Raw genomic sequence first — 25,788 nt, forward strand, 5'->3', positions numbered from 1 at the left:
GGGTCCGGCGGGGTTGTGCCCCTTACCTTTCCGGGTAACTGTGCGCGCATTCCCCGGGGCGCGTTCATATGACTGAAAAGATGTTCTTCGGAGCGCTCGAGTTCGATATCTTGCTCGGTGATGTGCATTCACTGAAAGAGAAGCGCTCTGTCATCCGCCCCATCCTCGCGGACCTGAAACGGTTCGATGTGAGTGTCACCGAGGGCGGAGATCATGACCGTTATCGACGGTCATTGCTCGGTGTGGCAATGGTCAGCTACGGCATGAATCACCTGATCGAGGTGCTGGACAAGTGTGAACGGCACGTCGCCAATCGTCCGGAGTTAGAGTTGCTGTCGGTACGCCGCCGCATCTTCGGACCCGAAGACTGAAGAAGTGAGGAGCGCTCTCATGGCTGACCAAGCCCGAGCACGCCGACTCGCGAAGCGCATCTCGTCCATCGTCGCCACGGCGATCGAGTACGAGATCAAGGATCCGCGACTGCGGTTCGTCACCGTCACCGATTCGAAGGTGACGGGGGATCTACGCGAGGCGACCATTTTCTACACCGTCATGGGTGAAACCATCGACGCCGAACCCGATTACGCGGAAGCCGCCGCCGGTCTGAAGGCCGCCGCCGGCATTCTCCGGTCCAAGGTGGGTGCGGGCACCGGTGTGAAGTTCACCCCCACGCTCGCGTTCAAGCTCGACACCGTGCCCGACGCGGCGCGCGAGATGGAAGAGCTGCTGGCCAAGGCCCGCGCCAGCGACGCGCGGGTCGCGCAGGTCGCCGTCGGCGCGACCTACGCCGGTGACGAGGACCCGTACAAGAGCGAAGAGGACGAAGAAGACGACGAAGCCTGACCCCCGGTGACCCCCGTCGACGTCACCCCGGCGGTCGAGATTCTCGACGCCGCGAAGTCGGTGACCATCCTGTGCCATATCCAGCCCGATGCCGATACCGTCGGCAGCGGGCTGGCGTTGGCGCAGGTCCTGCGTCGGCGCGGGGTCCCGGTCGTCGTCTGCTTCGCCGAACCGGACCTGTTGCCGGTGTCCATGCGGTCGCTGCCCGGCACCGACCTGCTGGTCGGGCCCGATCAGGTCCCCGCCGAGACGGATGTACTGGTCGCGGTGGACTGCGGCAGCGTGGATCGTCTCGGTGTGCTGCGGGACCGATTGGCCGGTGCCGCAACCACTCTGGTGATCGATCATCACCGCTCCAACACCCGCTTCGGCGCCGTGAACATCGTCGACGAGGCCGCCGAGTCGACCGCGGGTGTCATCGCCCGCATCCTGGACGCCTGGTCCGAGCCGCTGGACGCGAATATCGCGCACTGCCTCTACGCCGGACTGGTCACCGACACCGGCTCCTTCAAATGGGTGCGGCCGGGCTCGCACGCCCTGGCCGAACGGCTGCTGGCCACCGGCATCGACGGCGCGGCCATCACCCGCACCCTCATGGACACCCATCCTTTCGCGTGGCTGCCGATGCTGTCGCGGGTGCTGGGGTCGGCGCAGTTGTTGCCGGACGTGGCCGGGGGAGCGGGCCTGGTCTACGCGGTGGTCCGCCGCGAGGACACCGAGGCGGTCCGGTCCGAGGAGGTGGAGAGCGTCATCGACCTCATCCGCACCGCGGCCGAGGCGCAGGTCGCGGCCGTGTTCAAGGAATCGCGGACCGAGCCGGACCGGTGGACGGTGTCGCTGCGCTCGCACGCCAATGCCGATGGCACTCCCGGCGTCGATGTGGCGCGGGTGGCGGTGTCGCTGGGCGGCGGCGGGCATCGCTATGCCGCCGGGTACAGCGCCACCGGATCGCACGACGACCTGGTCGAGACGCTGAAAATCCGTTTGAGTGACTGAGACCGGTCTCAGCTGATTTCCGGCTCGCCACACGCGATTAAGCCTTTGTGATTACAGTGGATGCGACAACCATCCTCCGCCGACGGCTTGCCGGGGGAACAGTCCGGGGGCTTCCGCGCGAATACGCTTGATGACAAGGACGTTTCAGCATTCTCGAAGTGGGCGAAGGCATGCGCGACCGCGTTCGCGGAACTCCCGATACCGGTGAGGAATTCCCATGGCGTCCACAATTCTGCCCCGCGTCGCCCGCCGTCTCGGCACCCAGCGCTGGGTCATGCACGCATCCGGCACGATTCTCGCGTCCGACCGCGCGGTCCGGCGAATCACCCGGGGCCGCAACGGCGTCCTCGACATCGCGGGCCTGCCCTCCCTCGAACTGACCGTGATCGGCCGCAAGACCGGTGTCCCGCGCACCACCTCACTGCTCTACGTCCCCAATGGCGACAGCATCCTGCTCATCGGATCCAATTGGGGCAGCCCCGAACACCCGTCCTGGTCGGCGAACCTGCGTGCCGCGAACGTCGCCACCGTCCACGTCGGCGGCCGGCGTTTCCCGGTCACCGTCACCCAGATCACCGGCGTGGAGCGAAAACGCGCCTGGGACACCGCCGTCGAATTCTGGCCCGGCTACGAAATGGAACACGACCTCTCCGGCGGCCGCACCTTCCGCGTCTTCGAACTCCACCCCGTCACCCCGACCCCGCAACGCCTGGCCGCCATCCGCGCCGCCACATCGCCCCGCCCTCGATCCCCGTACACCCGCCCGGCGCTCGCGGCCGCCGCTCTCACTGTCGCGGCATTGTGGTGGGCCTCCCGCCGCGAATGAAACCGCCTGCCTGCGGCCCTGTCCCGGGGGAGCGGCCGCGGTCAGCGCGAGGCGAATCCCGCATCCGGACAGTGGGTCGAGGTTGACGCCGGGCAGCCCGCAGATCCCGATCGTGCGCGATACCTCCACGGTGTCAGCTGATTCGGGTAGTTGCAGACCTGGACCTGATCAGGTGGGCGGACCAAGATACGTGGATGCCGGCGGCGGGCATCCACATCGGTGGCAACGTCGGTCGTCCGACCGCGAACATCCATGTTCCGAGCTCGCCGCGCGGCACCGGGATGGCGGGCATCGATGGTCTGCGCTCAGCCCGCATGCGCAAATGCGGACATGCGCATTTAACTTTGGTTGCCGGGCGCGCCGGACGATGGACGTGCGAGCTCGATCTAAGAGCCGGCCCTAGGCTGAACCCGAGCTGTCGGTCTGCTCGCCAGAGCCGCTGGCAACCCGCGCCGACGCCGGGTCGGTCACCTCGGGGTACTCGCAGCTGATCGAGGCCGCGGCTTCCGGTGGGAGCCATAACAACCTCGTCGGCGTGCGCCGTGCAGCGCCGACAGCTCGGGAGTGGATCGGCAGTCGACGGGTGCCCGGACTCGCACCATATATTTGCCCGCTCAGGGCCCTCGGCGGGCGGTTCGGCTCGTGCACGTATGGGATGGTGGGCGGATGAGCGGTGCGGAGATCGTGGCGGACGGCGGGGAGGACCCGGGATCCCCGGCCGTGGCCGGAAATGGCCGAGCCGCGGCGAGCATGGCCGGAGGGGAATCAGCGGCCGGCGGTGGCCCGGAGCTCCCGGGCGGAGGCGAGCAGGCGGCCAGGCGCGAGCGGGTGGCGGCGCGGGGTGCGGAGGCTGCGGCTGCGGGGCCGCGGCGGATTCTCGGGATCGCGGTGCCGACCCTCGGTGTGCTGGTCGCCGAGCCGATCTATCTGCTGTTCGACATGGCCGTGGTGGGGCGGCTCGGGGCTTTGGCGCTGGCGGGGCTGGCGGTCGGGGGTTTGATTCTGGCGCAGGTCAGTTCGCAGCTGACGTTCCTGAGTTATGGGACGACGGCGCGCGCGGCGCGGCGGCACGGGGCCGGTGATGAGCCCGGGGCGGTCGTCGAGGGCGTGCAGGCCAGTTGGATCGCCGTGGCGGCGGGGTTGGCGATCGTGCTGGTAGTGCAGGTGTTCGCGGGACCGATCACGCGGGACATCGCCGGTGGGTCCGATATCGCCGATGCGGCGGAGTCGTGGGTGCGGATCGCCTTGTTCGGGGTGCCGTTGATCCTGTTGTCGATGGCGGGGAACGGGTGGATGCGCGGGGTGCAGCAGACTCGGCGGCCGCTGATGTATGTGGTTGCGGGGCTGGTGGTTTCGGGGGTGTTGTGCCCGACGCTGGTGCACGGCCTGCTGGGTGCGCCGCGGCTGGAGCTGGAGGGGTCGGCGGTCGCGAATCTGGCCGGGCAGGCGGTGTCGGGCGCATTGTTCGTGCGCGCGTTGTGGCAGGCGCATGTGCCGATCACGCCGCATCTGGAGATCATGAAGGCGCAGCTGGTGCTGGGCCGCGACCTGATCGTGCGCAGTCTCGCCTTCCAGGCGTCGTTCGTGTCGGCGGCGGCGGTGGCTTCACGGTTCGGCGCCGCGTCGGTGGCGGCGCATCAGCTGGTGTTGCAGCTGTGGAACTTCATCGCATTGACGCTGGATTCGCTGGCCATCGCGGCGCAGACACTGGTCGGTGCGGCGCTCGGGGCTGGAAACGCGCGCGGGGCACAGGGTTTGGCCCGGCGGGTCACGGCCTGGTCGACCGTGTTCGCGACGGTGCTGGCGGTGTTCTTCGCCGCGGGCCACTCGCTGATCCCGCGACTGTTCACCGATGATCCCGCGGTGCTGGACCGCACCAATGTGGTCTGGTGGTTCTTCGTCGCGATCATCCCGATCGGCGGTGTGGTGTTCGCCCTCGACGGCGTCCTGCTCGGCGCGGGGGACGCCGCCTTCCTGCGCAACGCCACCCTCGGCTCGGCGCTGCTCGGATTCCTTCCGATGATCTGGCTGTCGCTCGAATTCGACTGGGGCATCGGCGGAATCTGGACCGGTCTGGTCGCCTTCCTGGTCCTGCGCCTGATCACGGTGTCGTGGCGGGCGTTGTCGGGCCGCTGGGCCCGCGTCGGTGCCGAGGTGCCGGGACGGATGTCGTGATCCGTCCCGGCGGAGTCGCTAGTCGGCGGCGCCGTTCGCCTGGGCGGCCGCTTGCTTCTCGAGGTTCTGCGCCACCTCGGCCTGCCAGTTCTCGTTGGCGTGGGTGGTGTCGACCTCGTATTCGAACCGGGCCGTCATTTCCGGCGTGATATCGGCGACGTCGACGTAGAACTGCTCGTACCAGCGGCGATGCTGGTAGACGGGTCCGTCTTCCTGGGTGAGCAGCGGATTGTCGATGCGGGTCTTGTGTTTCCAGATCTCGACGTCCTGGAGGAAGCCGACGCCGAAGCTCTTGCCGAAGGACTTGGCGAGTTTCTCGGATTTCTCCGGCGGCAGGCCCTCGATGCGCTGCACGCTCACGCCCCACTGCAACATGAAGGAGTTGTGGGTCACGGGGTAGTGGCAGTTGATGAGCGCCACCTCGACGGTGTTGTCGCCGAAGTCGTTGTGCAGGTAGTTGATCATGTACGACGGCCCGAAATAGGAGGCCTCCGAACGCAGCAACGACATTTCCTGCGAGTAGTTGGATTTGGCGTGAATGTCCTGACGGCCCTTGGAGTGCAGGAACTGGGTCGCCACATGCCCTTCGAACACGTTCTTGAAGTACACGGGGTAGGCGAAGTGAATGTAGAAGAAGTGCGCCATGTCGACGTTGTTGTCGATGATCTCGCGGCAGTGCGAGCCCTCGATGAGCACTGAGTTCCAGTCCCAGTCGCTCCACTGGTCGGTGTCGATGCCCTCGATGTGCGGAATGGCGACCTCGGGCGGCGGGGGATTGCCCTCGGGGTCGTTCCAGACGAAGAACTGCCCGTTCTCCTCGCAGGTGATCCAGGACCTGGTGCGCGCCAACGGCGGAACGCGCCGCGCATAGGGAATGGCGGCGCATTTGCCGTCGCCGCGCCACCGCCAATCGTGGAAGGGGCAGGCGATGTTGTCGTCCTTGACGCTGCCGTAGGCGAGGTCCGCGCCCATGTGCCGGCAGTAGCCGTCGAGGGCGTGCAATTCGCCTGTGCTGTCGGACCAGATCACCAGTTTGGTGCCGAAGGCATTGACAGAGTGTGGTTGTCCGTCCCGGAAGGTCTCGGCGAGCCCGAGGCAATGCCACCCCCGGGCGAACCTCGTCATCGGTTCGCCGATATCGATGCTGCGATACTGCTGCTTCATTTGCGTCCTCCGCGATTGATTATCGGCGCCATCACGTCGGGCAGCAGTCGATTGAGCCCGATGATGATCCGGTTGTAGGCCGGAAAGCTGATGTACTGCTTGTTCTTCGCCACGCCGTGCAGGATCGCGTCGGCGGCGTCGAGGGGTGTCACCTTGGCGAAGGGCAGCTTGTCGATGCTGGCGCGGTAGTTGTAGCCGGGCAGGTTCACGGCATTGTCGAAGATGCCGGTGTCGACCACGCCGGGCAAGACAACGCTGACCTTGATTCCGTGTTCGGCGGCTTCCGCGCGCAGCGAGGTGCTCAGGCCGACCACCGCGTGTTTGGTGGCGGCGTAGGCGGTCGAGCGGGCTACCGGCATGACGCCGGCGCTGCTGGCGGTATTGATGATGTGCCCACCGCCCTGTTCGAGCATGCGCGCGTAGGCGAGGCGGGTGCCGTGCACGACGCCCCAGAAGTTGATGTCGACGATCGTGCGCCAGGCCGCGTCGGTCATGTCCGCGAAATCGCCGCCGACCACGATGCCCGCGTTGTTGAACATGAAGTCGAGTCGCCCGTGGTCGGCGATGACGCGCTCCACCACCTCGGCGAGGGCCTCGGGGGTGGTGACGTCGACGACCAGGGTGGTGAGCTCGCCGGAACTGCTCGCGGCCAGCGAATCCAGCCCGGCCGCATCGCGATCGACGGCGTAGACGCGCGTCCCGTGGCCCAGCAGCCGGATCACGAGCGCGCGCCCGATCCCCGAGGCGGCGCCCGTGACTATCGCGGTGGCCGTGAAATAGGTCATGGACCCGAGATTAAGCGACTTCGCTTAATGCAACAAGTGTCAGTTTTTGGGTGGGTCCAGACCTGGACTACGGCCTGCGATACCGCCGCACAACGACTTTCGCGGGCCGGATGGAGCGATCCCCTATGGTCAGGCCCGGCTGGATGACCGACTCCACGGTCTTGTCGGCGTCCGGGTCGTCGGTGCCCGCGACCTCGGCGGCCTCCATGGTCTCCGGATCGAACGCCGTGCCCCGGAACGGTGTCACCAGCTCGCCGCCCCGCTCGGCCAGCATGCGCTCGACCCGGCGGTTGATGGCCTCGAAGCCCTGCCGGTCCGGTTCAGAGTTCGAGGTGGAGACGAACGTCTGCGCCAGCCCGTGCAGGGCGAACAGATCACGCAGCAGCGGCGCGTCGGCCTCGGCGCGCTCGTCGCGGATCTTCAGTTTGGCGGCGTCGGCTAGTCGCTCGATGGTGGCGGCCTGCCGGGCGATGACCCGGGCGAGGTCGTCGATGCGTTCGGTGATGCGGTCGAGAGTCGGGGCGGACTCCTCCGCGGTCGCTGGGGGCGCCTGGGGAATCGTGGCCGCCGGGGCTGGATCGCTCATGCACGAACGATAAACCCAGCTGTCGCCGGTGACTGCTACCATCGCCGTCCATGGGGGTCTATGGAATCGATCTGGGCACAACGAATTCGGCAATTGCGGCAATCGACGCAGATGGCCGGCCGCAGGTGCTGGTCGGATTGAAGGGGGAACCGACCGTTCCCTCCGTTGTGCTGTTCGCCTCCGCGACCGACCATGTGGTCGGTGAGGGCGCGCGCCGACAGGCCCGGCTCGACCCCGACAATGTGTGCACCCTGGTGAAACGCCGTATGGGCGACGCCGAATGGCGGTTCGGCGCGCACGGGCAGCTGTGGTCCGCGCCCGCGGTGTCGGCGCTCATCCTGAAAAGCCTTGCCGCCGATGCCGAGTTCTCCGGTGGCGAACCGGTGCGGCGCGCGGTCATCACGGTGCCCGCCTACTTCGGTGACGAGGAGCGCCGCGCCACCATCCAGGCGGGAACCTACGCCGGATTCGATGTGGCGGGCGTGCTCTCGGAGCCGATCGCGGCCGCGCTGTCCTACGGTTTCGGGCGCCTCGACGGCGGCATCGAACTCGGCAAGGAACCCGCGCGCGAGACGGTGCTGGTCTACGACCTCGGCGGCGGCACCTTCGACGCCACCGTCATCGAACTGGCCGACCGCCGCATCTCGGTGCTCGCCGTGGAGGGCGACCATCAGCTCGGCGGCGCGGACTGGGACGAGCGGCTGGCGCTGTATCTCTCGCAGCAGTTCTGCACGGCCAACCCCGATGCCGAAGACCCCCTGGACGATTCGGTCGGCTCCCAGCTGCTGGTGCTGGCCGCCGAACAGGCCAAACAGGAGCTCACCGCCGCCGAGGACACCGAGGTGGTGATCGCGCACGACGGCGCGCGGGCGGTGATCCCGCTGACCCGTTCCGATCTGGAATCGCTGACCGCCTCGCTCATGCGGCGCACCCTCGACCTGACCAAGGCGGTGCTGGCCGCCGCCGAGAAGCGCGGAGTGCGGCAGGTGGACCGGCTGCTGCTGGTCGGCGGCTCCTCGCGCATGCCGATGGTGGCCGAGCAGCTGCGGAAGGAATTCGGGCTCACCGGCGAACTCCGCGACCCCGACCTGTCGGTGGCGCGCGGCGCCGCGCTGTACGGCGAGAAGCTGGAGATGGAGCGGCTGGTGGCCGCGGACCTGGTGACCCGCGGGCGGCTGCGTGACGGCGCCGCGCTCGGTGACGCCGACCCCGGCGACCTGGAGGGCTCGCTGGCGCGGGTGGCCGCATCCTTCGGCCAGCCGGTGAGCCTGGTGCGCCGCATGATCGAGATCCAGGTGGACACCGTGGTGTCGCGCGGATTCGGGGTGCTGGCGCTGGATCCGTTCAACGGGCTGGCGGCGAGCTGGCTGGTGCATCGCAATCAGACGTTGCCGATCAAGGTGCGGCGCTCCTACGGCACGGTGCGCGCGAACCAGGAGCAGATCGAGCTGACCATCGTCGAGCAGCAGGGGCAGGCGGCCTCGACCCGGCCCGAGGACACGAAGGTGCTGGTGGAGGGGAGGATTCGCGATATTCCGCCGGGGTATCCGGAGGGTAGTGAAGTCCGGGTGACCTTCGAGATGGGATTCGACGGTGTGCTGCACGTGACGGCCTACCATGTGGACGCCGATCTGCCGCTGACCTTGTCGGTGCAGACCGGGGCCACCCTGTCGCAGGCGGATGTGGAGCGCGAGCTGGATCAGCTGCAGCGCACCCGCCGCCGCAATTCCTGACCGGTATACGCTCTCCGACGAAAAGCCATGCACGCCTTCGATCCCAATGACTATCGCAAACGCGTCCTCGCCGCCGTCGAACGCCGCGGCGGCCTCGCGGAGTCGGATGCCTTCGAGCTGTACGACATTCCGCTCGCCGACGCGCCCCGGCTGAGTGACGCCGACGTCGCCGCACGGGTCGAGCAGGTGTGGGCGCTGTGGCAGAAGCTGCGCGACCACCCCAAGTTCCGGGTGCTGGCCGGGCTACTGGTCGAGGCGCATCAGGACCTGTCCGAGCCGCTGCTGCACACCGGTTCCCGGCTGATCGAGGCCGATCGGGTCAAGCAGCTGCGCGACCGTCGCGACGCCGAACGCTACGAGATGCTCGATGCCGCCATCGAGCGACTGATCCAGCGGCACAACGGCATTCCCGCGGGGAAGATCGCGGGCCTCGAGGACATCGGCCGCCTGGGCGGCCTGACGGTCGCCGAGGTCGCCGCCCGGGTGCGCCGCCACCGCATCATCGACGAGGCCCCGGCCGCGCCGCCGCCCCCGGCCGCGCCCGCGCTGAGTACCGAGCGCCGCCGCCAGATCCGGTCGCTGCTGGCCGAATACGAGCGGCTCATCGCCGGCGACCCGGTGCCCACCCTGCTGTCACTGCTCGACATGGACTTCGCGGCGGCCCACCGCAGCAACGAGATCCGCCTGCGCGCCGAGGCCCTGCGCGCCCGCACCCGCGAACTCCCGCCCGGCCGCCTGCGCGTGGTCCTCGACGAGCTCCTCATCCACATCGGCGATCTGCTCGAGCCCGGCGGCCCGCTGGTCGACGCCTATCTGCTGACCATCACCGAAACCGTCACCGACCAGCTGCGCCCCCAGGTCCGCGCGGCCGTACTCGTCGAAGACCTCCTGGTGGCACCGGATTTCGACTACCTGCTCGGCGTGGCCATCGCCGGCGGACTCGACCGCGCCAACGCCGAGCGCGTCCTGATCGCCCTCGCCGATGAACTCGGCACGACTGTCGAGGGCCACGAACACCGGGCCGCCCGGCCCCGGCCGACCGACTCGACCCACACGGACTCCGCCACACCATCGTCGAACTACCCGACCGGCGCGGCACGAACCCCGGCGGACGGTGCTGGTGCCGCGGGAACCGGTGGTCGCGCCGCCGGAACTCCGGTCGACGCCGGAACCGCCGGCGGTGCGGCCGGAACCGGTGGTGGACAGTGGTCTTCGGAAGGCGCGGTGCCACCGCAGGGCGCGGCGGATGCCCCCGGCGCGCCCGAGCCGGAGCGCTGGCAGCGGACGCCCTACGACGGCACGACCCAGTCGGGGCGGCCCTGGGAGGTCGCGTTGCGGGCGGCGCGGGCATCACTGCGGGCCGGAAAGCCCAAGGAGGCGGCGGCTTTCATCGCCGACGCCCGGCGGCTGGTCGGCGATGACGCGGCGGCGGCGCGCTCGGTGCGCGCGGTGGGGGAGGACGTCGAGCGAGTGCTCGCCGAGGCGGTCGTGCACTGGCGCGCCGCCGTGTCCTGTTGTGCGGGGCGGCGATTCGTGGAGGCGCTGGCCGAGCACCTGGACTTCCTGGACCGACGAGCCGCCGATGTCGCGAATCCCGATCCGCGCGGGGCGAGCCGGGAACTGCTGATCGGGCGTGCGCGGGCCGCCGTGATCGAGGCGGGCCGCTTGTTCGAGGCCCTCCCCGCCGATCCCGGCCTGCGCATGCAGGCGGTGCGCGCAGTCCTCGAGGTCTGCGCCGACCACGCCGAGGCCCGAGCGGCTCTGGCCGAACTCCGGGTCGCCGCGCCCGAGCACGTCACCGTCAGCCGCAAACCGGACGGCACGGTCGTGATCACCTGGACCCCCTCCACCACCGACCAGGCCGAGTACCGAATCACCCGATTGCTCGCCGACGGTTCCTGGCGCGTGGTCGGCCGCACCCGCGGCGTGGCGATGGAGGACGGCGGCGCACCCGCCGGACCGGTGCCGGTGTACGGCGTGGTCGCCTCGATCTCGGGCCGCGCCTCGGACATGACCCGCTCGGACCGGACTTCTGCCGGTGCGGGAGCCGCGGCGTCAGGCGGACATCGCAGCGGCGATGCGTCCGCCACCGGGAGCCGGACGGTGGCGGGTTCCGCAGGGAGCTCGACGGCGGGTGGATCCGTGGGGAGTTCGACTGCCACCGGTTCCGCCGGGGATCGCGCGTCCGCCTCACCGGACGCCGAGCCCAGCGGCCTGCCGACCGTGCGCGGCCTGGCCGAGCGCGATGGCCTGCTGGTCTTCCAATGGCCGACCGGCATCACCGAGGTCATGGTCGTGGCCCGTGCCGACGCTCCGCCGATCGACCCCGATGACCCTCGGGCGCGGCGCTGGAAGGTCACCAATATGCGCTACGAGATCGAGGGCGGCGTCCGTATCCCCGCCGAGATCCCGCGCCCCTGCCATGTGGCGGTGGCGTCGTGTCGCCGGGAGCCGTCCGGAACTCTCACCGTCGCGGCCGGATTCGGCGCCGCGGCTCGCCTTCGCTGGGTGCGGTGACGCCGGTTTCTCCCGCGCGTGGGAATCTGGTGGAGGCCGGGATGGTTGCTGCCAGGACGGTCGTGAACAGGAAGGCGGAACCGGGTGATTCCGAAGTTGATGGCGGTGAGCGACATCCATGTCGGTCATCAGGGCAACAAGCCGGTGGTGGAGGCGATCCACGCGGATTCCCCCGAGGACTGGCTGATCCTGGCCGGTGACGTCGGCGAGAAGACCGATGACATCCGCTGGGCCCTGCAGACACTGCGCGGCCGCTTCGCCAAGGTCATCTGGGTGCCCGGCAATCACGAATTGTGGACCACCGCAAAGGATCCCGTGCAGATGCACGGCGCGGCCCGCTACGACTACCTGGTGTCGCTGTGCCGCGATCTGGACGTCGTCACGCCGGAGGACCCGTTCCCGGTGTGGGAGGGCGCGGGCGCGGAGGAGTTCGGCGGCGCGGTCACCCTGGCCCCGCTGTTCATGCTCTACGACTACTCGTGGCTGCCGGAGGGCGCGAAGACCAAGGCCGAGGGCCTGGCCATCGCCCGGGACCGCAATGTGGTGGCGACCGACGAGTTCCTGCTGTCGGCCGAGCCGTACCTGACTCGCGACGCCTGGTGTCACGCCCGAGTCCAGTACACCCAGCGCCGCCTCGACGCGCTGCCCGCCGACACTCCGCTGGTCCTGATCAACCACTTCCCGTTGCTGCGCAAGCCGGTCGACATGATGTGGTACCCGGAGTTCTCCCTGTGGTGCGGCACCGACCTGACCGCGGACTGGCACACCAGCTACAACGTGGTCTGCGCCGTCTACGGCCACCTCCACATTCCACGCACCACCTGGTATGACGGCGTCCGCTTCGAGGAGGTGTCGCTCGGCTATCCGCGGGAGTGGCAGCGCCGCGGCCTGCCGGACCGGCTGCTGCGCCAGATCCTGCCGGTCCCCGACTACGGCGACACCCTCAATGAGTGGGGCGGCCACTTCAAGATCACCCCGGAGATGCAGGCGGCCGCGGTGAAGATGAAGGAGCAGGCCGAACGCCGTCGCGGCCTGGTCTGATCCGTCGCGGCAAGGCCGGGCCGGGCCGCGCGGGTCCGCGCGAAGCGGTTCGTGACCGGCCTGCCCGGTAGGCTCGATTCGGCAGTTGGTGGAAGCGAGCAGGAGGCGGGTCATCGAGGAGCGGGCAGTCGCGGCGACGGAGTCGGCGCGCATACTCGGCAGAATTCTCCCGAGCGGGGTCGCGGCGGCCGAGCTGACGGCCTACCCGGAAGATCTGAAACCGCATCCCGGCGAGGAGCATCTGATCGCCCGCGCGGTCGAGAAGCGCCGCCGTGATTTCATCGGCGCCCGCTACTGCGCCCGGCAGGCCCTGACCCAGCTGGGTGAGCCCGCGGTCGCCATCGGCAAGGGCGGCACCGGCGAACCGGTGTTCCCGCGCGGCATCGTCGGCAGCCTCACCCATTGCGACGGCTATCGCGCCGCGGCCCTGGGCCACAAACTCCGCTTCCGCTCGATCGGCATCGACGCCGAACCGCACGGTCAACTCCCGGACGGCGTCCTGGATTCGGTCAGCCTCGAGCCCGAACGCGAGTGGCTCTCCGCCGTGCTCCCCGGCACCGGCCTGCACCTGGACCGGCTCCTGTTCTGCGCCAAGGAGGCCACCTACAAAGCGTGGTTCCCCCTCACCGGCCTGTGGCTCGGGTTCGAGGACGCCCACATCACCTTCACCGTGGACGAGGAGTCCGCGGACGGCGGCGCGGGCACCTTCCACAGCGACCTCCTGATCCCCGGCCCCGTCACCGACGGCGGCACTCCGCTGACGTCCTTCGACGGCCGCTGGGTCGTCAGCGACGGCCTCATCCTCACCGCGATCGTGACGGCCTGATGGGCGAGGAACCGATCGCGGTGGACGCCGCGGCGCCGACGGAATCCGGTTCGGCGGACACCGGGCGCAGCGGCGCGAAGCGTCGCGGCCCGGCCGGTCCCAAGCGGGAGAAGCTGCCGCCCCTGGTGGACGCCCTCGGCGGCCTGCTGATCGTCGACAAGGAGGGCGGCTGGACCAGCCACGACGTGGTCGCTAAGAGCCGAAGGCTGTTGCGCACCAAGAAGGTCGGCCACGCGGGCACCCTCGACCCGATGGCCACCGGCGTGCTGGTGCTGGGCGTGGAACGCGCCACCAAGCTGCTCGGCCAGCTCATCCTGACCACGAAGTCGTACACGGCCACCATCCGCCTGGGGCAGTCCACCATCACCGACGACGCCGAGGGCGAGGTCACCGCCACCGCGTCGGCAGCACACCTCACCGACGCCGAGATCGCCGCGCGCGTAGCCGAATTGACCGGCGACATCCAGCAGGTCCCCGCCACCGTCAGCGCCATCAAGGTCAACGGCGAGCGCGCCTACGCCCGCGCCCGCGCCGGTGAGGACGTGGAACTGGCGGCCCGCCCGGTCACCGTCAGCCGCTTCGACATCCTGACCCGCCGCGACGTCGACACCGGCGACACCCATTTCGTCGACCTCGATGTCGCGGTGGACTGCTCCTCGGGCACCTATATTCGCGCCCTGGCCCGCGACCTCGGCGAAAAGCTCGGCGTCGGAGGCCATCTCACGGCCCTGCGCCGTACCGCGGTCGGCCCCTTCACCCTCGACCACGCCCGCAGCCTGGCCCAGGTCGAGGCCGCCGCCGAGGCGGGTGAAGCGGTCCTGAACCTGGACATCGACACCGCGGTCCGCACCGCCTTCCCGGTCCGCGATATCACCGACGCCCAGGCGAACGACCTCCGCAACGGCCGCTGGCTCGAACCGGTCGGTATCCCAGGCGTTTACGCGGCCCTGGACCCCGCCGGCCACGCCATCGCCCTCCTCCAGGAGTCCGGCAAACGCGCCTCGTCCGTGATGGTCGTCCGACCGGCCAACCTCTGACACTGCCCAACCTCTGACCTGTTGCCGCCCAATCGCTTACCCGCGTGAGCGATCGGGCGGCACCATGGAATGGTCGTCCGGCCGTGCAGAGGAGGCGAACATGCCCACCGACCTCTCCCTCGATTCCATGAAGCAGTTCGTGGCGGACCATTTCGAGGAATTCGTCAACCGGCGCAATGCCGCCGTCATCCACCGCAACATGACCCCCGACTTCCTCGATCACGACGGCCCCGGTGGGAAACCGACCGACCTGATCGGCGACGAGAAGATGATGCTCGGCATGTACGAGGCGCTGCCGGGTCTGCATGTCACCGTGGTGGAGATGCTGGCCGAGGGAGACAAGGTCATGTGCCGCAATATCTGGCGCTGGACCGACCGGAACACCGGTCAGCCCATGACCTTTCAGGGCTTCGTGCTCTGGCGCTTCCAAGGTCGTCGCATCGCCGAGCGGTGGGCCACCGTCACCCAGCCCGCCCCGCACCCGGGCTGGGCGTAGTCGGCGGAGTCGCTCGTGAGGGTGTGAGCGCTGGTGGAGTCGCTTGCGGGGTGTGAGCGCAGGTGGCGTTACTGGCGGGAGTGTGGGCACGGGCCGAGTCGCTCGCCGGGGGTGAGAGTCGCGGTATGCGCACGGCGGCGCGTCGTCCAGTCCGACCCCACGCCGGTCGCGATATCGCGAACCCATGCCCCGTCGCGGTCCCGTGGGCGGCGTGGACGCCTACAGTTCAATGGTGGAATTGCGGCAGTTGCGGTACTTCGTGGCGGTGGCTGAGGAGCTGCATTTTCGGCGGGCGGCCGAACGCTTGTTCATCTCGACGCCGACATTGAGCCAGCAGATCCGGGCCATCGAGCGGGAGGTGGGCGGCCCGCTGCTGATCCGTGGCAATCACGGGGTGGAGTTGACCGCGGCGGGGGAGGTGTTGCTGAAGTCGGCGCGAAATGTGCTGGAAGCGGCCGAGATCGCGGTGCGGGAGACGCGGGCGGTGGCGCAGCCGGGCAACGCGGTGTTCCGGCTCGGCATCGTGAACGGCGCGCCGCCCTGGCTGCCCGGCCGGATCGAGGCGCTGGTGAAAGCTCGCCAGCCAGGCGTCCGGGTCGCCTTGACCACCGGCACCAGCGGCGATCAGGCGCGGCTGCTCGATCGAAACGAGGTGGATCTCGCGGTTCTGCGGCTGCCGGTCCGCCTGGCCGACCACCTCACCTGCACCCCCGTCGCCGACGAGGAGCTCGGCATCGTCATGTCTCGCGAAAACCCGCTCGCCGCGGCGGTTTCGGTGGAACCGGCGTGCATCGGGCAGCAGGAGCTCATCATGTTCGCCCGCGACGCGGCCCCGGAAGTCCACGATTCGGTGCTGGCCCAGCTGCGTGAGCGGGGCGCGTCGGTGGTGTTGAGCGACAGCGCCATGAGCCACGCCCAGATGCTGCAACTGCTGCCCCTGCGGCCGCAGTCGATCGGAGTCGGCTCGTCCCGCACGGCCTCGGTCCCCGGCCTGGTGTGGCGTCCCCTTCACCCGCGCCCCCTGGTCATCACCTACGCCGCCGCCTGGCGCACCGCCACCCGGAACCCGCTGCTGCACACCATGGCGGACGCCCTCTCCGGAGGCCTCCGCCTCGTCTCGGAGCGCTCGGAGGGCTGCGCGTCGGACTGAGTCCGGCCGATGTCGACACCGCGCCGGCCGCCTCTCATGTCGTCCGGCTATTGACTTCTGGCGTGACCCGGCTCACACTCCTAACTGTGTTAGGCGAAACTACGCGCGATAGGAAAGCCGAACGTCGTGAGGCGACTCGGCGGGAGATTCTCGATGTCGCGTGGTCGGTGGCCCGCGAGCACGGCCTGGCGCAGCTCACGCTGCGGGCCGTGGCCGATCGGGTCGGGATGCGCGCGCCGTCGCTGTACACGCATTTCGCCTCCAAGAACGCCATCTATGACGCCATGTTCGGTTCGGCCTGGCTGGAGTACGAGCAGGTGTCCGGGCGGGAGCTGCGGGACCTTCCGGACTCCCCGCGGGGCCGGGTCCGGGTCATGGCGCGATCGTTCTTCGAGTACTCGGTGGCGGACCTGGCCCGCTACCAGTTGATGAATCAGCGCACGATCCCCGGCTTCGTTCCGTCCGAGGAGGCGTTCGCGCCCTCGGTGCGGACCGTCCAGCAGGCGATCGACCTGCTGGGCTCGGCCGGGGTCGCGGACCGCGACGACGTGGAGATCCTCTTCGCCATCATCGGTGGCCTGGTGGATCAGCAGCTGGCCAATGATCCCGGCGGCGACACCCGTCGCCGCCTGCTGGATCGGGCCGTGGAGATGTGGGCCGACGGCGTGGGCCTGCCGCCGGACTCCGAAACATCGGGGCCCGAACCGCATTAGGGGAAGCCATGCGTGACAACCAGACCACAGTGCGCGGCGCCATCGAGACGCCGCTCCAGCCCGGAATCGCCCGCCCCGACGCCATGCGCCTCGCGGCCGACGAATACACCCGCGTCGCCGACGCGGTCGCCGCCCTCGCCCCGGGCGACTGGGAACGACCCACCGAATGCACGGAATGGACGGTGCACCAACTCGTCTCGCACGTGGTGGGCATGGCCACGATGGCCTCCTCACCCTTCGAGAGCCGCCGCCAGATGCGCATCGCGGAGAAACGGCTCGGAGGGGAGGCCGAGATGGTCGACGCGCTCACCGCCCTCCAGGTCCGCGAATTCGGCAGGCACACACCGGCCGAACTGGTGGCCGACCTCTACCGGATCGGCCCGAAGGCCGCCAAGGGCCGCCGCCGCACCCCCGGATTCCTACGCCGCCGCCCGATGGCGGGCTCGGAATTGGTCAACGGCGAGCGTGAACAATGGACCCTCGGCTACCTCATCGACGTCGTCCTCACCCGCGACCCGTGGATGCACCGCATCGACCTCAGCCGCGCCACCGGCCGCCCCCTCGCCCTGACCGCCGACCACGACGGCCGCATCATCGACGACGTGGTCCGCGAATGGGCGGCCCGCCACGACAAGCCCTACCGCCTCACCCTCACCGGCCCCGCCGGCGGCACCTGGACCTCCCCGGACCCCGACGGCGAAGCCTTCGAACTCGACGCCATCGAATTCTGCCGAGCCCTCTCCGGCCGAGGAACCACCCCCGCCCCGCTCAGCACCCAGGTCCCGTTCTGACCCTCCGGCAGTGCATGCAGCCCGGCCCGACCGCCGCCGCCCTGCACACCGGCAATTGACAACGGCCATTGATGAATTGCGCCCGAATAGCTGTTTCCCTTCCGCCCGCCCGATCTCTACCGTTTCCCATGCGAGTGACCCCCAACTCCCGCTCGCACCGCCTCACCCCGAATGAGGCACCCGGGCGCCGCCGACCACCGGGCCCGACCCCCACGGTCGGCGGCACCCACCCGAAGACCCCACTGTCGCAAGCTGATTGAGCTCGGCGCGCGGACAGCGGCAGTGAGGTAACCGGATCGGCCAGTATTCACCCCGGGCACTGGCCGATCCCCACCTCCGCCGGATTCGACCCGCGCTGACTAGTACGCGCTCGCCGAGCAACGCGACAGCCACGCGGCGGGTGTCAAAGCCATCGGCTGCCTACGCGCCGAACGAAACCTCTAGCCCCCAAGCAGTCCACCCCGCACCACCAGCCGCCGAGCGGCACATCCTGGAGGGGTTTGTCCAGTTTCACCTCCATCCTGTGCCACTCGGTGTTCGGGGTGAGTGTGGGTTCGGCGTGTTGGGCTACCGCGCTGCGCGGGGTGTCGACTCGTCCGTCGTCGTTTGCCACTCCTGCGCCCACTGGGTCAGTGGTGCGAGCCGCTCGACGAGTTCGCGCCCGGCGCTGGTCAGCCGGTAGCCCTCCTCGTGTTCGACGAGCCGCGCTTCGACGAGCTCGGCCAGCCGGCGGGTCAGCACGCTCGAGGAGAGGTCGCCGCATGCGGTGCGCAGGTCGCGGAAGGTGAGGGGGTGTGGGGCTTGATCGAGTTCCCAGATCACCCGCAGTGTCCAGCGTCGCCCGATCAGGTCGAACAGGGCCATGATCGGGCGTCCGGTGGTCGATCCGCGGACCGGGCTTCCCGGGCGCGGCGTTCCGGCCGCCACGTTCACATCTCCTGCGGCGCGGGTGAATCCTCCAGTCGCCGCGCCATTTCCGCGATGGCCGCGCGCAGTGCCCGATACGGGCGCAGGAACAGCGTCACGTGGGTGAGGTGGCCGTCCTCGGAGAGTTCTTCCCTCAGCACTCCCTGGAGTTCCTGGTCGGCGAATCGTGCGGTGAAGGCGAACATCCCCTCCCGGCCGTCGGTCCACTGCCGGGTCTGGTGCACCGAGTCGAGCACCGTCGCGATCGTGGCGAGCAGGTGCGCCGCGCGAGCCCGGCCGTGGTAGTCGGCGACCGGACTCGAGAACGTCGCCTCCTCGGCGAGCAGGTCCGGCAGCCGCGTGGGGTTTTTCGATTGCCACACCGGCAGTATGAGACTTTCGGTCATGCCTCTATTTTAGAGGCACGGCCGGACGGATCGGGGAGATCAGGCGCGGATGCGGTGGCGGCTCGCCCGCAGTAGGCGGACCGGGCGCAGTGCCTGGGGTGGTTCGCCCTCGAATTCCGCGGATCCATCGAGGTATCCGGCGATGAGGTCCGTGGCGGAGTGGTCTTCGACGTCGGTGAAGCCCATCGCGCGCAACTGTGCGGCGAGGCCGTCGGGAGTGAAATAGCTGAGCCAGGGTTCGCCGACCGCTGCCGCTCGATGTTCGCGCGCCCGCAGCTTCGCGCGCTCCTCCTCGGTGTCCGCGGCCAGCAGGTAGTCGAAGATCACCTCGACCGGCTCCGATTGGCCGGCGATGTAGTCGAGGGTGGTGCGGGCGGCGTCGGGAGTCAGATAGAAGACGACACCGAGCCACACGAACACGGCCGGATCGGTCCGGACGAATCCGGCGGCTTCCAATCGTGCTGCCAGTGAGTCGGTTTCGAAGTCGACCGGCGCGAACGTCAACCGCTCGCGCAGGTCGATGCCGGATGCTGCGAGGCGTTGGCGTTTCCAGGCTTGGGTGGCGGGATGGTCGACCTCGAATACATGCAGACCGGGGTGGGGGTTGCGGTAGGCGAAGGTATCCAGGCCCGCGCCGAGGATCACGACCTGCCGCACGCCGGTAGCGACGGCCTCGGCCACACGATCCTCGGCGAAACGGGAACGAGCAGCGAAGAACAAGCGGCGCGGCCGATCACTGACCCCCAGCCGCAGAATTCCGGAGTCCGTATCAGTCCCGGGACGATCCTCCGCGGGCTGCCCGAATTCGGTCAGTTCGTCCACACTGACACCCAGCAGCCGTGCCGCCAGCGGATCGGTGAGAATCCTTGGCCGGTCAGCGATTTGATGGTAGGCGCGGGCGTAGGCAGTCACGAGCGCGGTCCGGCTGGGTCCCTCGTTGTCCATACCCGAGAAACTACTCACGAACACCGCGTGAGCACCCGCGAACTCACCCACATCAGCGACACCGGGGCCGATGGGGTCCTGTCATCGCGGTGCTGATGCACCGTCGGTGGGTGGCGTCGCGGACCGCGCCGCCGACTCCGGGGCAAAGCTCTCCGGGCCGGCGATGCCGACCTCAACTCGCCGCCGTCAACGCCCTCCACGCCTTTCTGGAACGTGAGCGGACCTGCGGTGCGGCGTATTCGATCCGCCGCCGCGCCTCGGAGGCACTGATCCGCAGCAGATCACTCAAAAGCTCCGCCGTGTCGCGGTAGCCGGTATCGGCGGCGAGGCCACGCCGCTCTGCTTCGGCGACGGCCGCGACCATGGCCGCACCCAATCGACGCCGGTGGCGTTCGGTCTCGACGAGGGTGCGCAGCAAGTCGACATCAGCCAGTTCCGACCATCCTCGTGCTGGAGCGCCCTGGGCCAGTGCAGTCGAAGGTGTCTTCACGGGAAGCAGGGTATCCCACCTTCGAACATATGTTCTAGTTTTTGTTGGGTTCGGGCACGTCGTGTTCAGGCGGCGCTACGACGGAGTGTTGGTGAGGCCCGTGGGCTCGGTCGATCCCGGGTTGGCCAAATCCCGGTGTCCGAGCAGGTCCAGTTGCGGAACATCCCTGGTTGGCGGGTTAATTGATGGTGAAGCATTCCGGTCCCGCCGGGTCGACCTGTCCAGTGGTCCGAGCGCAATCGAGTGCGCTGGGCGAGGTCGGCCGGTACTACGACAGCGAGGTTGTCATGACCGAGAAATCGAGTGCGCTGGCAACAGCCCTGGCGATTGCGTGCATCATCACCGCCGGTGCGGGCGCGGCCACAGCCGACCCGGCGCCTGCCCCCGGAACGGAGCAACGGACCGAAGCCATGGCCGGCTTCTCCGCCCTGCCCTGCCTACCGTGGATCCTCCCGCCCGCCGTCAACGTCAGAGAGTTCTTGATCTGCCTCGCGTAGATCGGCCTCGCTCCGACGATAAGCCGGCCATCACACGACCTCAGAGCGAGTCGGGCACCTCGAAGACCTGTTCTCGGGGCGGTCCGGTCAACAACTCGGCCCCCGCCGCGAAGGCTTGCCGCAGGTGCGGGCTGTTCAGATGTGCCTCGAAAGCCGCACGGCTGTCCCAGGTTTCGATCACGACCCAGCTCCCGGGTCGGGTCGGGTGCTGATAGGGCTGGTAACTCGAGCACCCGGGTTCGGCCAGCGACGGCTCGATCAGCGACAGCGCCTGCGCCCGCACCAGATCTTCCTTACCGGGTCGAGCTTGCAGGGTGGATATCGCGGTGACGGTCATGGGCGTGGTCAACCCCGCACGACGGGAATCTCTTCCCGCGGCCCGGGTGGTACTCGGCGGCATCTCGGGTGACCCCCAACCGGCAAACCGCGGCAACTCACGGGCGAAGTGTGCGATATTCAGCGGCGGGAAAGGAAGTCAGAAAGGGGCCGAGGCTGGATATCAGGCGAGATTGAATCGAGCACGAAGGCGACAACTTCATGACGATCTCCACCGCAGTATCTGGATCACGGCGGAGCAGCACACCCGCGCCCGGTCGGCAGCACGAGGAGGCGGCGGTCGGGCACGCTGACACACCACCCGCTACCGGCGTGGATGGTGAGCGGCTGCGTGAGTGTGCGGAGTTCTTCGCTCACCCTGAACTGGCGCACCTGCCCTCCGACCGGGTGAAGACCGCATTGCGCGAGTTCCGGAGTACCGGCACCTACCGGCACTCTGTGGACGAACTCGGCGTCGGCGCCCGGCTGGCCTGGCGCAACCACGATCGTTGCGTCGGTCGAAAGCATTGGCGCGCACTGGAAGTCCTCGATGCGCGGAGCGCACGCACCGCGGCCGACATCGCGCAGGCCTGCTGGCAGCATCTGCGCCGAGCCACCAATGGCGGCGCGGTCCGCTGCTTCATCACCATCGGGCCTCCCGCCGATCCCGAAGGACGGGCATTCCGAATTCTCAACGCCCAGCTCATCCGGTATGCGGGCTATCGAGTTCCCGGCGGCCTGCTCGGTGATCCCGCGAATGTCGAACTCACCGATCTCGCTATGGCCAGAGGATGGCGGCCTCGCAGCAAGGGTCGCTTCGATGTGCTCCCGCTGCTCATCCAGTCGCCCGATGGGCAAGTGCACTTGTTCCCGGTGCCCGCGGATCTCATCCTCGAGGTTCCGCTGACTCATCCCGACCACGCCTGGTTCGGCGACCTCCGCTTGAAATGGCATGCGGTGCCCGCGGTGTCGAACATGGACCTGGAGATCGGCGGCATCAGCTATCCGTGTTCGCCGTTCAACGGCTGGTACGTTTCCTCGGAGATCGGCCGCAACCTCGGCGATTCCGACCGCTACGACATGCTCCCGAGGATCGCCGAGCACGCGGGTATGGACTGCTCGAACGAGCGGACATTGTGGCGCGACCGCGCGCTGGTCGAGCTCAGTCGTGCGATCCTGCACAGCTACAAGCAGTCTCGCGTCCATCTGGTCGACCACCATACGGTCGCCAAGCAGTTCATCGACCACGTCGAGCGCGAAGCGGATGCGGGCCGAGTCTGCCCGGCCGATTGGAGCTGGATCAACCCGCCGCTGTCGGCGAGTCTGACCCCGACCTTCCACCGGTACTACGATCCGCCGGACCCCCGGCTGCGGCCGGCCTTCGTACGGCGGGCGCCGCTGGACGCGGATGCCCCGGCAGCGGGGTCCCGGTGTCCCTTCACATCGGTCGAATCCGCAGCGACGGATGAGCAGTCGGATGAGGATCCGAAGCGTTCGTGGGTGCGGAAGCTGGTGTCATTACGGCACTGACGTCGGAGACGTACCTCCCGCCTCGGTGATCACCCGCAACGGTGACCCTCGGGCGGGAGAGTGGTTGGCCGTCTCGACGGGTGTCCGACCCGCGCTGGCCGGTTCGGTCAGCGCGACCGGACCGCATGCACCATCCAGTTCTTCGGATTCATCCGCCCACCGTCAGGAGAGGAGCTCCGCTTTCAGGTCCGGCCGGTCCCGCTCCTCGGTGAACTCCAGTGCGCGCCCGTACAACAGGTCCACGAAGTACGCGTACGGCGCATCGTCGGCTTCGACGGCCATCATGAACAGCGGCACCAGAAGATCGTTCGCGGATTCTTGCGACCACCTGTAGCCGATCGCCGGGCCGAACCCGTCGAGGATCGGCACCCCGTTCCCCGGCGAGTTGAACCAAACCCCCTCGATCCGCCGCACCATCCACTCGCCGACATAGGTGATGAATTGCTCCGCGAGATCACTGTTTTCGGCCGCGTAATGCCCATCCTCGTCCTGCACGGCGACGTCGATCAGTGAAACGACCCAGTCGAACGCAGCGACGCTGAACCGGTCGTCCAGGGACGGACGCCCATCGCTGCCCCGTACCGCTTCCAGTCTCGGCAACGTCTCGCCGAACAACGACTCGAGCCGATCATCGATCGCGGCCTGGTCGCTCCACGCGAGCCAATCCGCGGACTGCTGGGCGTCGCTGTCGAAGAATCCGGGGTCCAGGTCGTGGTCGGCCGGAGTAGCGCGTTTCGAGTCGGTCTTCACATTCCCTCGCATGTGCAAGCCGGAGGTGGCGTGTCGGATATTAGACGATCCACTTGGGCTCTGGTTATCCGTACCGGCAAGCGCAAGAGGTGGTTTCGCTGCCGCTGTGAAGCTCGCCCCGGAGCTCATCGATGATGCGATGGGCCGGGTCGGCGAGCAGAGCTCACCACGACTCGCCGGGCGGTCCGCCCGGTGATCTTCCGAGGTCGCACACTGACCAGGCTCGTCAGCGGCGACAGCGGTGAGGTCTCGGCAAGGTCAGCCGAGGACTGGGAAGTTGGCGCGAATGACGTTGTGCGGATCCCGGTTTCGTTTGATTTCCCGCAACCGTGCCAGGGTGTTCGTATCGAAGGCCGCGGCGGCGGACTCCCCGGGAGCGAGGAACGTGTAGGGCTTGGCGCCGGTGACGCTCGGACCGAGCGCGCCGATGATCTCCTCGAAGCGGTCACCGATGGCGCCGAGTAGGGGTGGCAATCCGAGGCCGAGCAGGTACAGCGCATACGGTTCGGTCACCGCGCCTCGGGCGCCGCCATCGGACCGGTGTTGGGCGAGTGCGCCGCCCAGTCCGCGGATCTGCACGTTGAGCAGCGGTGCGACGGGTGCGTCGATGAGGGTCTTCACCACCGCGTCGCCGAGTTCGGTGAGCAGTTCGCCTCGCGAGAGCGACGGGCTCGGATCGGTGGGTTCGGCGGTGATCTTGCCGATCTCGGCCGGGCCGAGTTCGCCGCGGGTGTCGGCGATGATGCCGTCAATCGTGTCGAGCCGACGGGTCAGGCGCTGTCCCTCGACAGGATCGCCGAGGTAGGCGAAGTCGACGGCGACGGTCGGTGCCGCGCCGGGAATCTGGTAGCGCTGCAGCCACACCGACAGCTCGGCGGGTGCGCCGGCGGTGAGATCGGTGAACAGGTCGAAGGCCTCGCGGGTGCGGTCGGCCGACCACATCACCCGCCCGCCGTAGAGCCGGGGGAGCGCGAACAATTCGAATTCGAGGCCGGTGACGATCGCGAAATCGCCACCGCCGCCACGCAACGCCCAGAACAGCTCCGGATCGGAGTCGGCCGTGACTCGCTGCGGTCGCCCGCCGGCATCGACGATCTCGACGGCGCGCACCGCGTTCGCCGCCCACCCGTATTTCCTTGCGAACCAGCCGAATCCGCCGCCGAGGGTGTATCCGGTCACACCCACTCGAGGTCGAGGGCGGGGCGGACGTGAGTGAGCAGGAGGTCGAGGAAGCGGTCGGGCCGGCGGAAGGCCGCGAAGTGGCTCGCGTTCTCGATGAGGGCGAATTCCTTGATCGGGGCGCTGACGTCGTCGAAGAACCGCTTGGCCGATTGCGCCGGGGTGATGACGTCGTGTTCGCCTTGGAAGAGGAAGAACGGGATCGAGAAGTCGGTGCCCTCGGCCCATTCGTCGATCGTGACCGACTGCGGGGCAAGGCATTCGGAGAAGCCCATGGCCTTCATGTAGGTGCGGACCTCGCCGAGGGAGTGCAGCGGTGAGGTCAGCAGCGAACCCATGACGACCTTCTTGACGGTGTCGAAGGTGAGGGGGTCCGAGCCGACGGTGTGTTTGTTGTAGTGCGACCACTGCTCGGTCGTCCACGCCGAACGGTCTGCGCCCATGGCGGTGACGGCGGCGAAGTCCTTGTTCTTGCCGGATTCGTCCAGGCGTCGCAGCAGTCCTCGGTAGGCGGTGTGGTCGCGGCCGCCGTCACTGATGTTCTGATCGGTGCCGACATAGGCGGAGAACAACTCCGGGTTTTCGCGGGCGACGCGTAGCGCGATGAACGAACCGAACGAACAGCCCATCAGAACAACCCGGTCGACACCGAGCCGAGAGCGCATGTGCGCGGTGACCTCGAGGGTGTCCAGTTCCAGTCGCCGCAGACTCATCTCGCCCTGCCCGGTGGGCCCGGTCCGGCCGAAAGTCTTTCCCGCGCCGCGCATGTCCCAGCGCACCACAGTGAAGTGGCGCTCCCACTCGCGGGTGCGCCCGGTGTAGATGAGATTGGAAGCACCCGGGCCGCCGTGGATTTCGAGCAGCACCGGATTGCCGCGGTCCTCGCCGCGGATCGAGATCCACTGCTCGATCCCGCCGATACGCACGAACCCGGCTTCGTCGATGCCGTTCTCGGTGGTGATGCGCAGTCGCTGAGCGTACTTCGAGCCCGGGATACGCATGATGACTCCTTAAACTGTGTATGACCTAAACATTTGTGTTTAAGGTATAAACAGTTCTGAGAGATGTCAACACAAGACGTCCGGAGGAA

The 25,788-nt window shown here is 68.4% G+C and carries 27 protein-coding genes; 16 read left to right on the top strand and 11 right to left on the bottom strand.

Translation table 11 applies throughout. The features are described from left to right. The first annotated feature begins 80 nt into the window (after window positions 1-80). The 5 genes from ACQPYY_RS10790 to ACQPYY_RS10810 all read left to right on the top strand — a co-directional run bounded on the left by ACQPYY_RS10790 (window position 81) and on the right by ACQPYY_RS10810 (window position 4,840). Entirely contained in the window at window positions 81-371 is a 291-nt protein-coding gene (locus ACQPYY_RS10790; RefSeq protein WP_357281636.1) for a DUF503 domain-containing protein, read from the top strand. A 19-nt stretch (window positions 372-390) separates the two neighbouring features. After that, on the top strand, window positions 391-843 hold the full coding sequence (gene rbfA / locus ACQPYY_RS10795) for a 30S ribosome-binding factor RbfA (protein ID WP_357281298.1): 453 nt from the start codon (window positions 391-393) through the stop codon (window positions 841-843). Window positions 844-849: 6 nt separating this feature from the next. Next, window positions 850-1,839 (top strand): DHH family phosphoesterase, encoded by a 990-nt coding sequence (locus ACQPYY_RS10800; RefSeq protein WP_433593621.1) that lies wholly within the window; start codon window positions 850-852, stop codon window positions 1,837-1,839. Between the two features lie 217 nt (window positions 1,840-2,056). Continuing rightward, the gene (locus ACQPYY_RS10805) at window positions 2,057-2,665 is read left to right on the top strand and encodes a nitroreductase family deazaflavin-dependent oxidoreductase (RefSeq protein ID WP_433593622.1); all 609 of its coding nucleotides are present in this window, start codon (window positions 2,057-2,059) and stop codon (window positions 2,663-2,665) included. A 750-nt stretch (window positions 2,666-3,415) separates the two neighbouring features. Then, entirely contained in the window at window positions 3,416-4,840 is a 1,425-nt protein-coding gene (locus tag ACQPYY_RS10810) for an MATE family efflux transporter (protein WP_433594618.1), read from the top strand. A gap of 18 nt (window positions 4,841-4,858) precedes the next feature. On the opposite strand, the gene ACQPYY_RS10815 is transcribed toward ACQPYY_RS10810, so the two are convergent. The 3 genes from ACQPYY_RS10815 to ACQPYY_RS10825 form a co-directional block, all read right to left on the bottom strand. After that, complete coding sequence (locus ACQPYY_RS10815; RefSeq protein WP_433593623.1) at window positions 4,859-6,004, bottom strand: Rieske 2Fe-2S domain-containing protein; 1,146 nt, start codon at window positions 6,002-6,004, stop codon at window positions 4,859-4,861. Beyond that, entirely contained in the window at window positions 6,001-6,789 is a 789-nt protein-coding gene (locus tag ACQPYY_RS10820) for an SDR family NAD(P)-dependent oxidoreductase (RefSeq protein WP_379095984.1), read from the bottom strand. The genes ACQPYY_RS10815 and ACQPYY_RS10820 overlap by 4 nt, the downstream gene beginning before the upstream one ends. A 67-nt stretch (window positions 6,790-6,856) precedes the next feature. Then, window positions 6,857-7,375, bottom strand: coding sequence for a nucleotide exchange factor GrpE (locus ACQPYY_RS10825; RefSeq protein ID WP_379095987.1), 519 nt, complete (start codon window positions 7,373-7,375; stop codon window positions 6,857-6,859). 50 nt (window positions 7,376-7,425) lie between these two features. Between ACQPYY_RS10825 and ACQPYY_RS10830 the strand changes: the two genes are divergently transcribed. The 9 genes from ACQPYY_RS10830 to ACQPYY_RS10870 all read left to right on the top strand — a co-directional run bounded on the left by ACQPYY_RS10830 (window position 7,426) and on the right by ACQPYY_RS10870 (window position 17,679). Then, window positions 7,426-9,108, top strand: a complete 1,683-nt coding sequence (locus ACQPYY_RS10830; protein WP_433593624.1) for an Hsp70 family protein — start codon at window positions 7,426-7,428, stop codon at window positions 9,106-9,108. Window positions 9,109-9,135: 27 nt separating this feature from the next. After that, window positions 9,136-11,625, top strand: a complete 2,490-nt coding sequence (locus ACQPYY_RS10835; protein WP_433593625.1) for a hypothetical protein — start codon at window positions 9,136-9,138, stop codon at window positions 11,623-11,625. 99 nt (window positions 11,626-11,724) lie between these two features. Next, on the top strand, window positions 11,725-12,666 hold the full coding sequence (locus ACQPYY_RS10840) for a metallophosphoesterase family protein (protein ID WP_433594619.1): 942 nt from the start codon (window positions 11,725-11,727) through the stop codon (window positions 12,664-12,666). Between the two features lie 151 nt (window positions 12,667-12,817). Next, on the top strand, window positions 12,818-13,492 hold the full coding sequence (npt, locus tag ACQPYY_RS10845) for a 4'-phosphopantetheinyl transferase Npt (protein WP_379100154.1): 675 nt from the start codon (window positions 12,818-12,820) through the stop codon (window positions 13,490-13,492). Then, window positions 13,492-14,529, top strand: a complete 1,038-nt coding sequence (gene truB, locus ACQPYY_RS10850; protein ID WP_433593626.1) for a tRNA pseudouridine(55) synthase TruB — start codon at window positions 13,492-13,494, stop codon at window positions 14,527-14,529. The genes npt and truB overlap by 1 nt, the downstream gene beginning before the upstream one ends. Window positions 14,530-14,629: 100 nt before the next feature. Next, on the top strand, window positions 14,630-15,025 hold the full coding sequence (locus ACQPYY_RS10855) for an ester cyclase (RefSeq protein ID WP_379095999.1): 396 nt from the start codon (window positions 14,630-14,632) through the stop codon (window positions 15,023-15,025). 232 nt (window positions 15,026-15,257) lie between these two features. Then, window positions 15,258-16,175: a LysR family transcriptional regulator gene (locus ACQPYY_RS10860; protein ID WP_433593627.1), complete on the top strand. Its 918-nt coding sequence runs from the start codon at window positions 15,258-15,260 to the stop codon at window positions 16,173-16,175. Between the two features lie 86 nt (window positions 16,176-16,261). Next, complete coding sequence (locus ACQPYY_RS10865) at window positions 16,262-16,888, top strand: TetR/AcrR family transcriptional regulator (RefSeq protein ID WP_433593628.1); 627 nt, start codon at window positions 16,262-16,264, stop codon at window positions 16,886-16,888. Window positions 16,889-16,896: 8 nt separating this feature from the next. Further along, window positions 16,897-17,679, top strand: coding sequence for a maleylpyruvate isomerase family mycothiol-dependent enzyme (locus ACQPYY_RS10870; RefSeq protein WP_379096008.1), 783 nt, complete (start codon window positions 16,897-16,899; stop codon window positions 17,677-17,679). 567 nt (window positions 17,680-18,246) lie between these two features. Here ACQPYY_RS10870 and ACQPYY_RS10875 read toward each other — a convergent pair. The 4 genes from ACQPYY_RS10875 to ACQPYY_RS10890 all read right to left on the bottom strand — a co-directional run bounded on the left by ACQPYY_RS10875 (window position 18,247) and on the right by ACQPYY_RS10890 (window position 20,427). Then, complete coding sequence (locus ACQPYY_RS10875; RefSeq protein ID WP_433593629.1) at window positions 18,247-18,612, bottom strand: winged helix-turn-helix transcriptional regulator; 366 nt, start codon at window positions 18,610-18,612, stop codon at window positions 18,247-18,249. Further along, on the bottom strand, window positions 18,609-18,992 hold the full coding sequence (locus ACQPYY_RS10880) for a hypothetical protein (RefSeq protein WP_433593630.1): 384 nt from the start codon (window positions 18,990-18,992) through the stop codon (window positions 18,609-18,611). Before ACQPYY_RS10880 ends, ACQPYY_RS10875 begins: the two co-directional genes overlap by 4 nt. Before the next feature lie 39 nt (window positions 18,993-19,031). Then, window positions 19,032-19,937 (bottom strand): class I SAM-dependent methyltransferase, encoded by a 906-nt coding sequence (locus tag ACQPYY_RS10885; protein ID WP_433593631.1) that lies wholly within the window; start codon window positions 19,935-19,937, stop codon window positions 19,032-19,034. Between the two features lie 172 nt (window positions 19,938-20,109). After that, a complete protein-coding gene (locus ACQPYY_RS10890; protein ID WP_379096020.1) occupies window positions 20,110-20,427 on the bottom strand; it encodes a DUF222 domain-containing protein in 318 nt (105 codons plus the stop codon). 287 nt (window positions 20,428-20,714) lie between these two features. On the opposite strand from ACQPYY_RS10890, the gene ACQPYY_RS10895 reads away from it, so the two are divergent. Further along, the gene (locus ACQPYY_RS10895; RefSeq protein WP_433593632.1) at window positions 20,715-20,924 is read left to right on the top strand and encodes a hypothetical protein; all 210 of its coding nucleotides are present in this window, start codon (window positions 20,715-20,717) and stop codon (window positions 20,922-20,924) included. 40 nt (window positions 20,925-20,964) lie between these two features. On the opposite strand, the gene ACQPYY_RS10900 is transcribed toward ACQPYY_RS10895, so the two are convergent. Next, window positions 20,965-21,261: a putative quinol monooxygenase gene (locus tag ACQPYY_RS10900; RefSeq protein WP_433593633.1), complete on the bottom strand. Its 297-nt coding sequence runs from the start codon at window positions 21,259-21,261 to the stop codon at window positions 20,965-20,967. A 311-nt stretch (window positions 21,262-21,572) separates the two neighbouring features. Here ACQPYY_RS10900 and ACQPYY_RS10905 point away from each other — a divergent pair, with 311 nt between their 5' ends. Then, on the top strand, window positions 21,573-22,769 hold the full coding sequence (locus tag ACQPYY_RS10905; RefSeq protein WP_433593634.1) for a nitric oxide synthase oxygenase: 1,197 nt from the start codon (window positions 21,573-21,575) through the stop codon (window positions 22,767-22,769). Window positions 22,770-22,931: 162 nt separating this feature from the next. On the opposite strand, the gene ACQPYY_RS10910 is transcribed toward ACQPYY_RS10905, so the two are convergent. From ACQPYY_RS10910 to ACQPYY_RS10920, 3 genes are all read right to left on the bottom strand, one after another. Beyond that, window positions 22,932-23,648, bottom strand: a complete 717-nt coding sequence (locus ACQPYY_RS10910) for a hypothetical protein (RefSeq protein ID WP_433593635.1) — start codon at window positions 23,646-23,648, stop codon at window positions 22,932-22,934. Window positions 23,649-23,777: 129 nt separating this feature from the next. Beyond that, complete coding sequence (locus tag ACQPYY_RS10915) at window positions 23,778-24,698, bottom strand: FAD-binding oxidoreductase (RefSeq protein WP_433593636.1); 921 nt, start codon at window positions 24,696-24,698, stop codon at window positions 23,778-23,780. Next, window positions 24,695-25,699, bottom strand: a complete 1,005-nt coding sequence (locus ACQPYY_RS10920; protein ID WP_433593637.1) for an alpha/beta fold hydrolase — start codon at window positions 25,697-25,699, stop codon at window positions 24,695-24,697. The genes ACQPYY_RS10915 and ACQPYY_RS10920 overlap by 4 nt, the downstream gene beginning before the upstream one ends. Window positions 25,700-25,788 lie beyond the last annotated feature (89 nt).

Source organism: Nocardia sp. CA-145437 (assembly GCF_050956485.1).
GTDB lineage: Bacteria > Actinomycetota > Actinomycetes > Mycobacteriales > Mycobacteriaceae > Nocardia.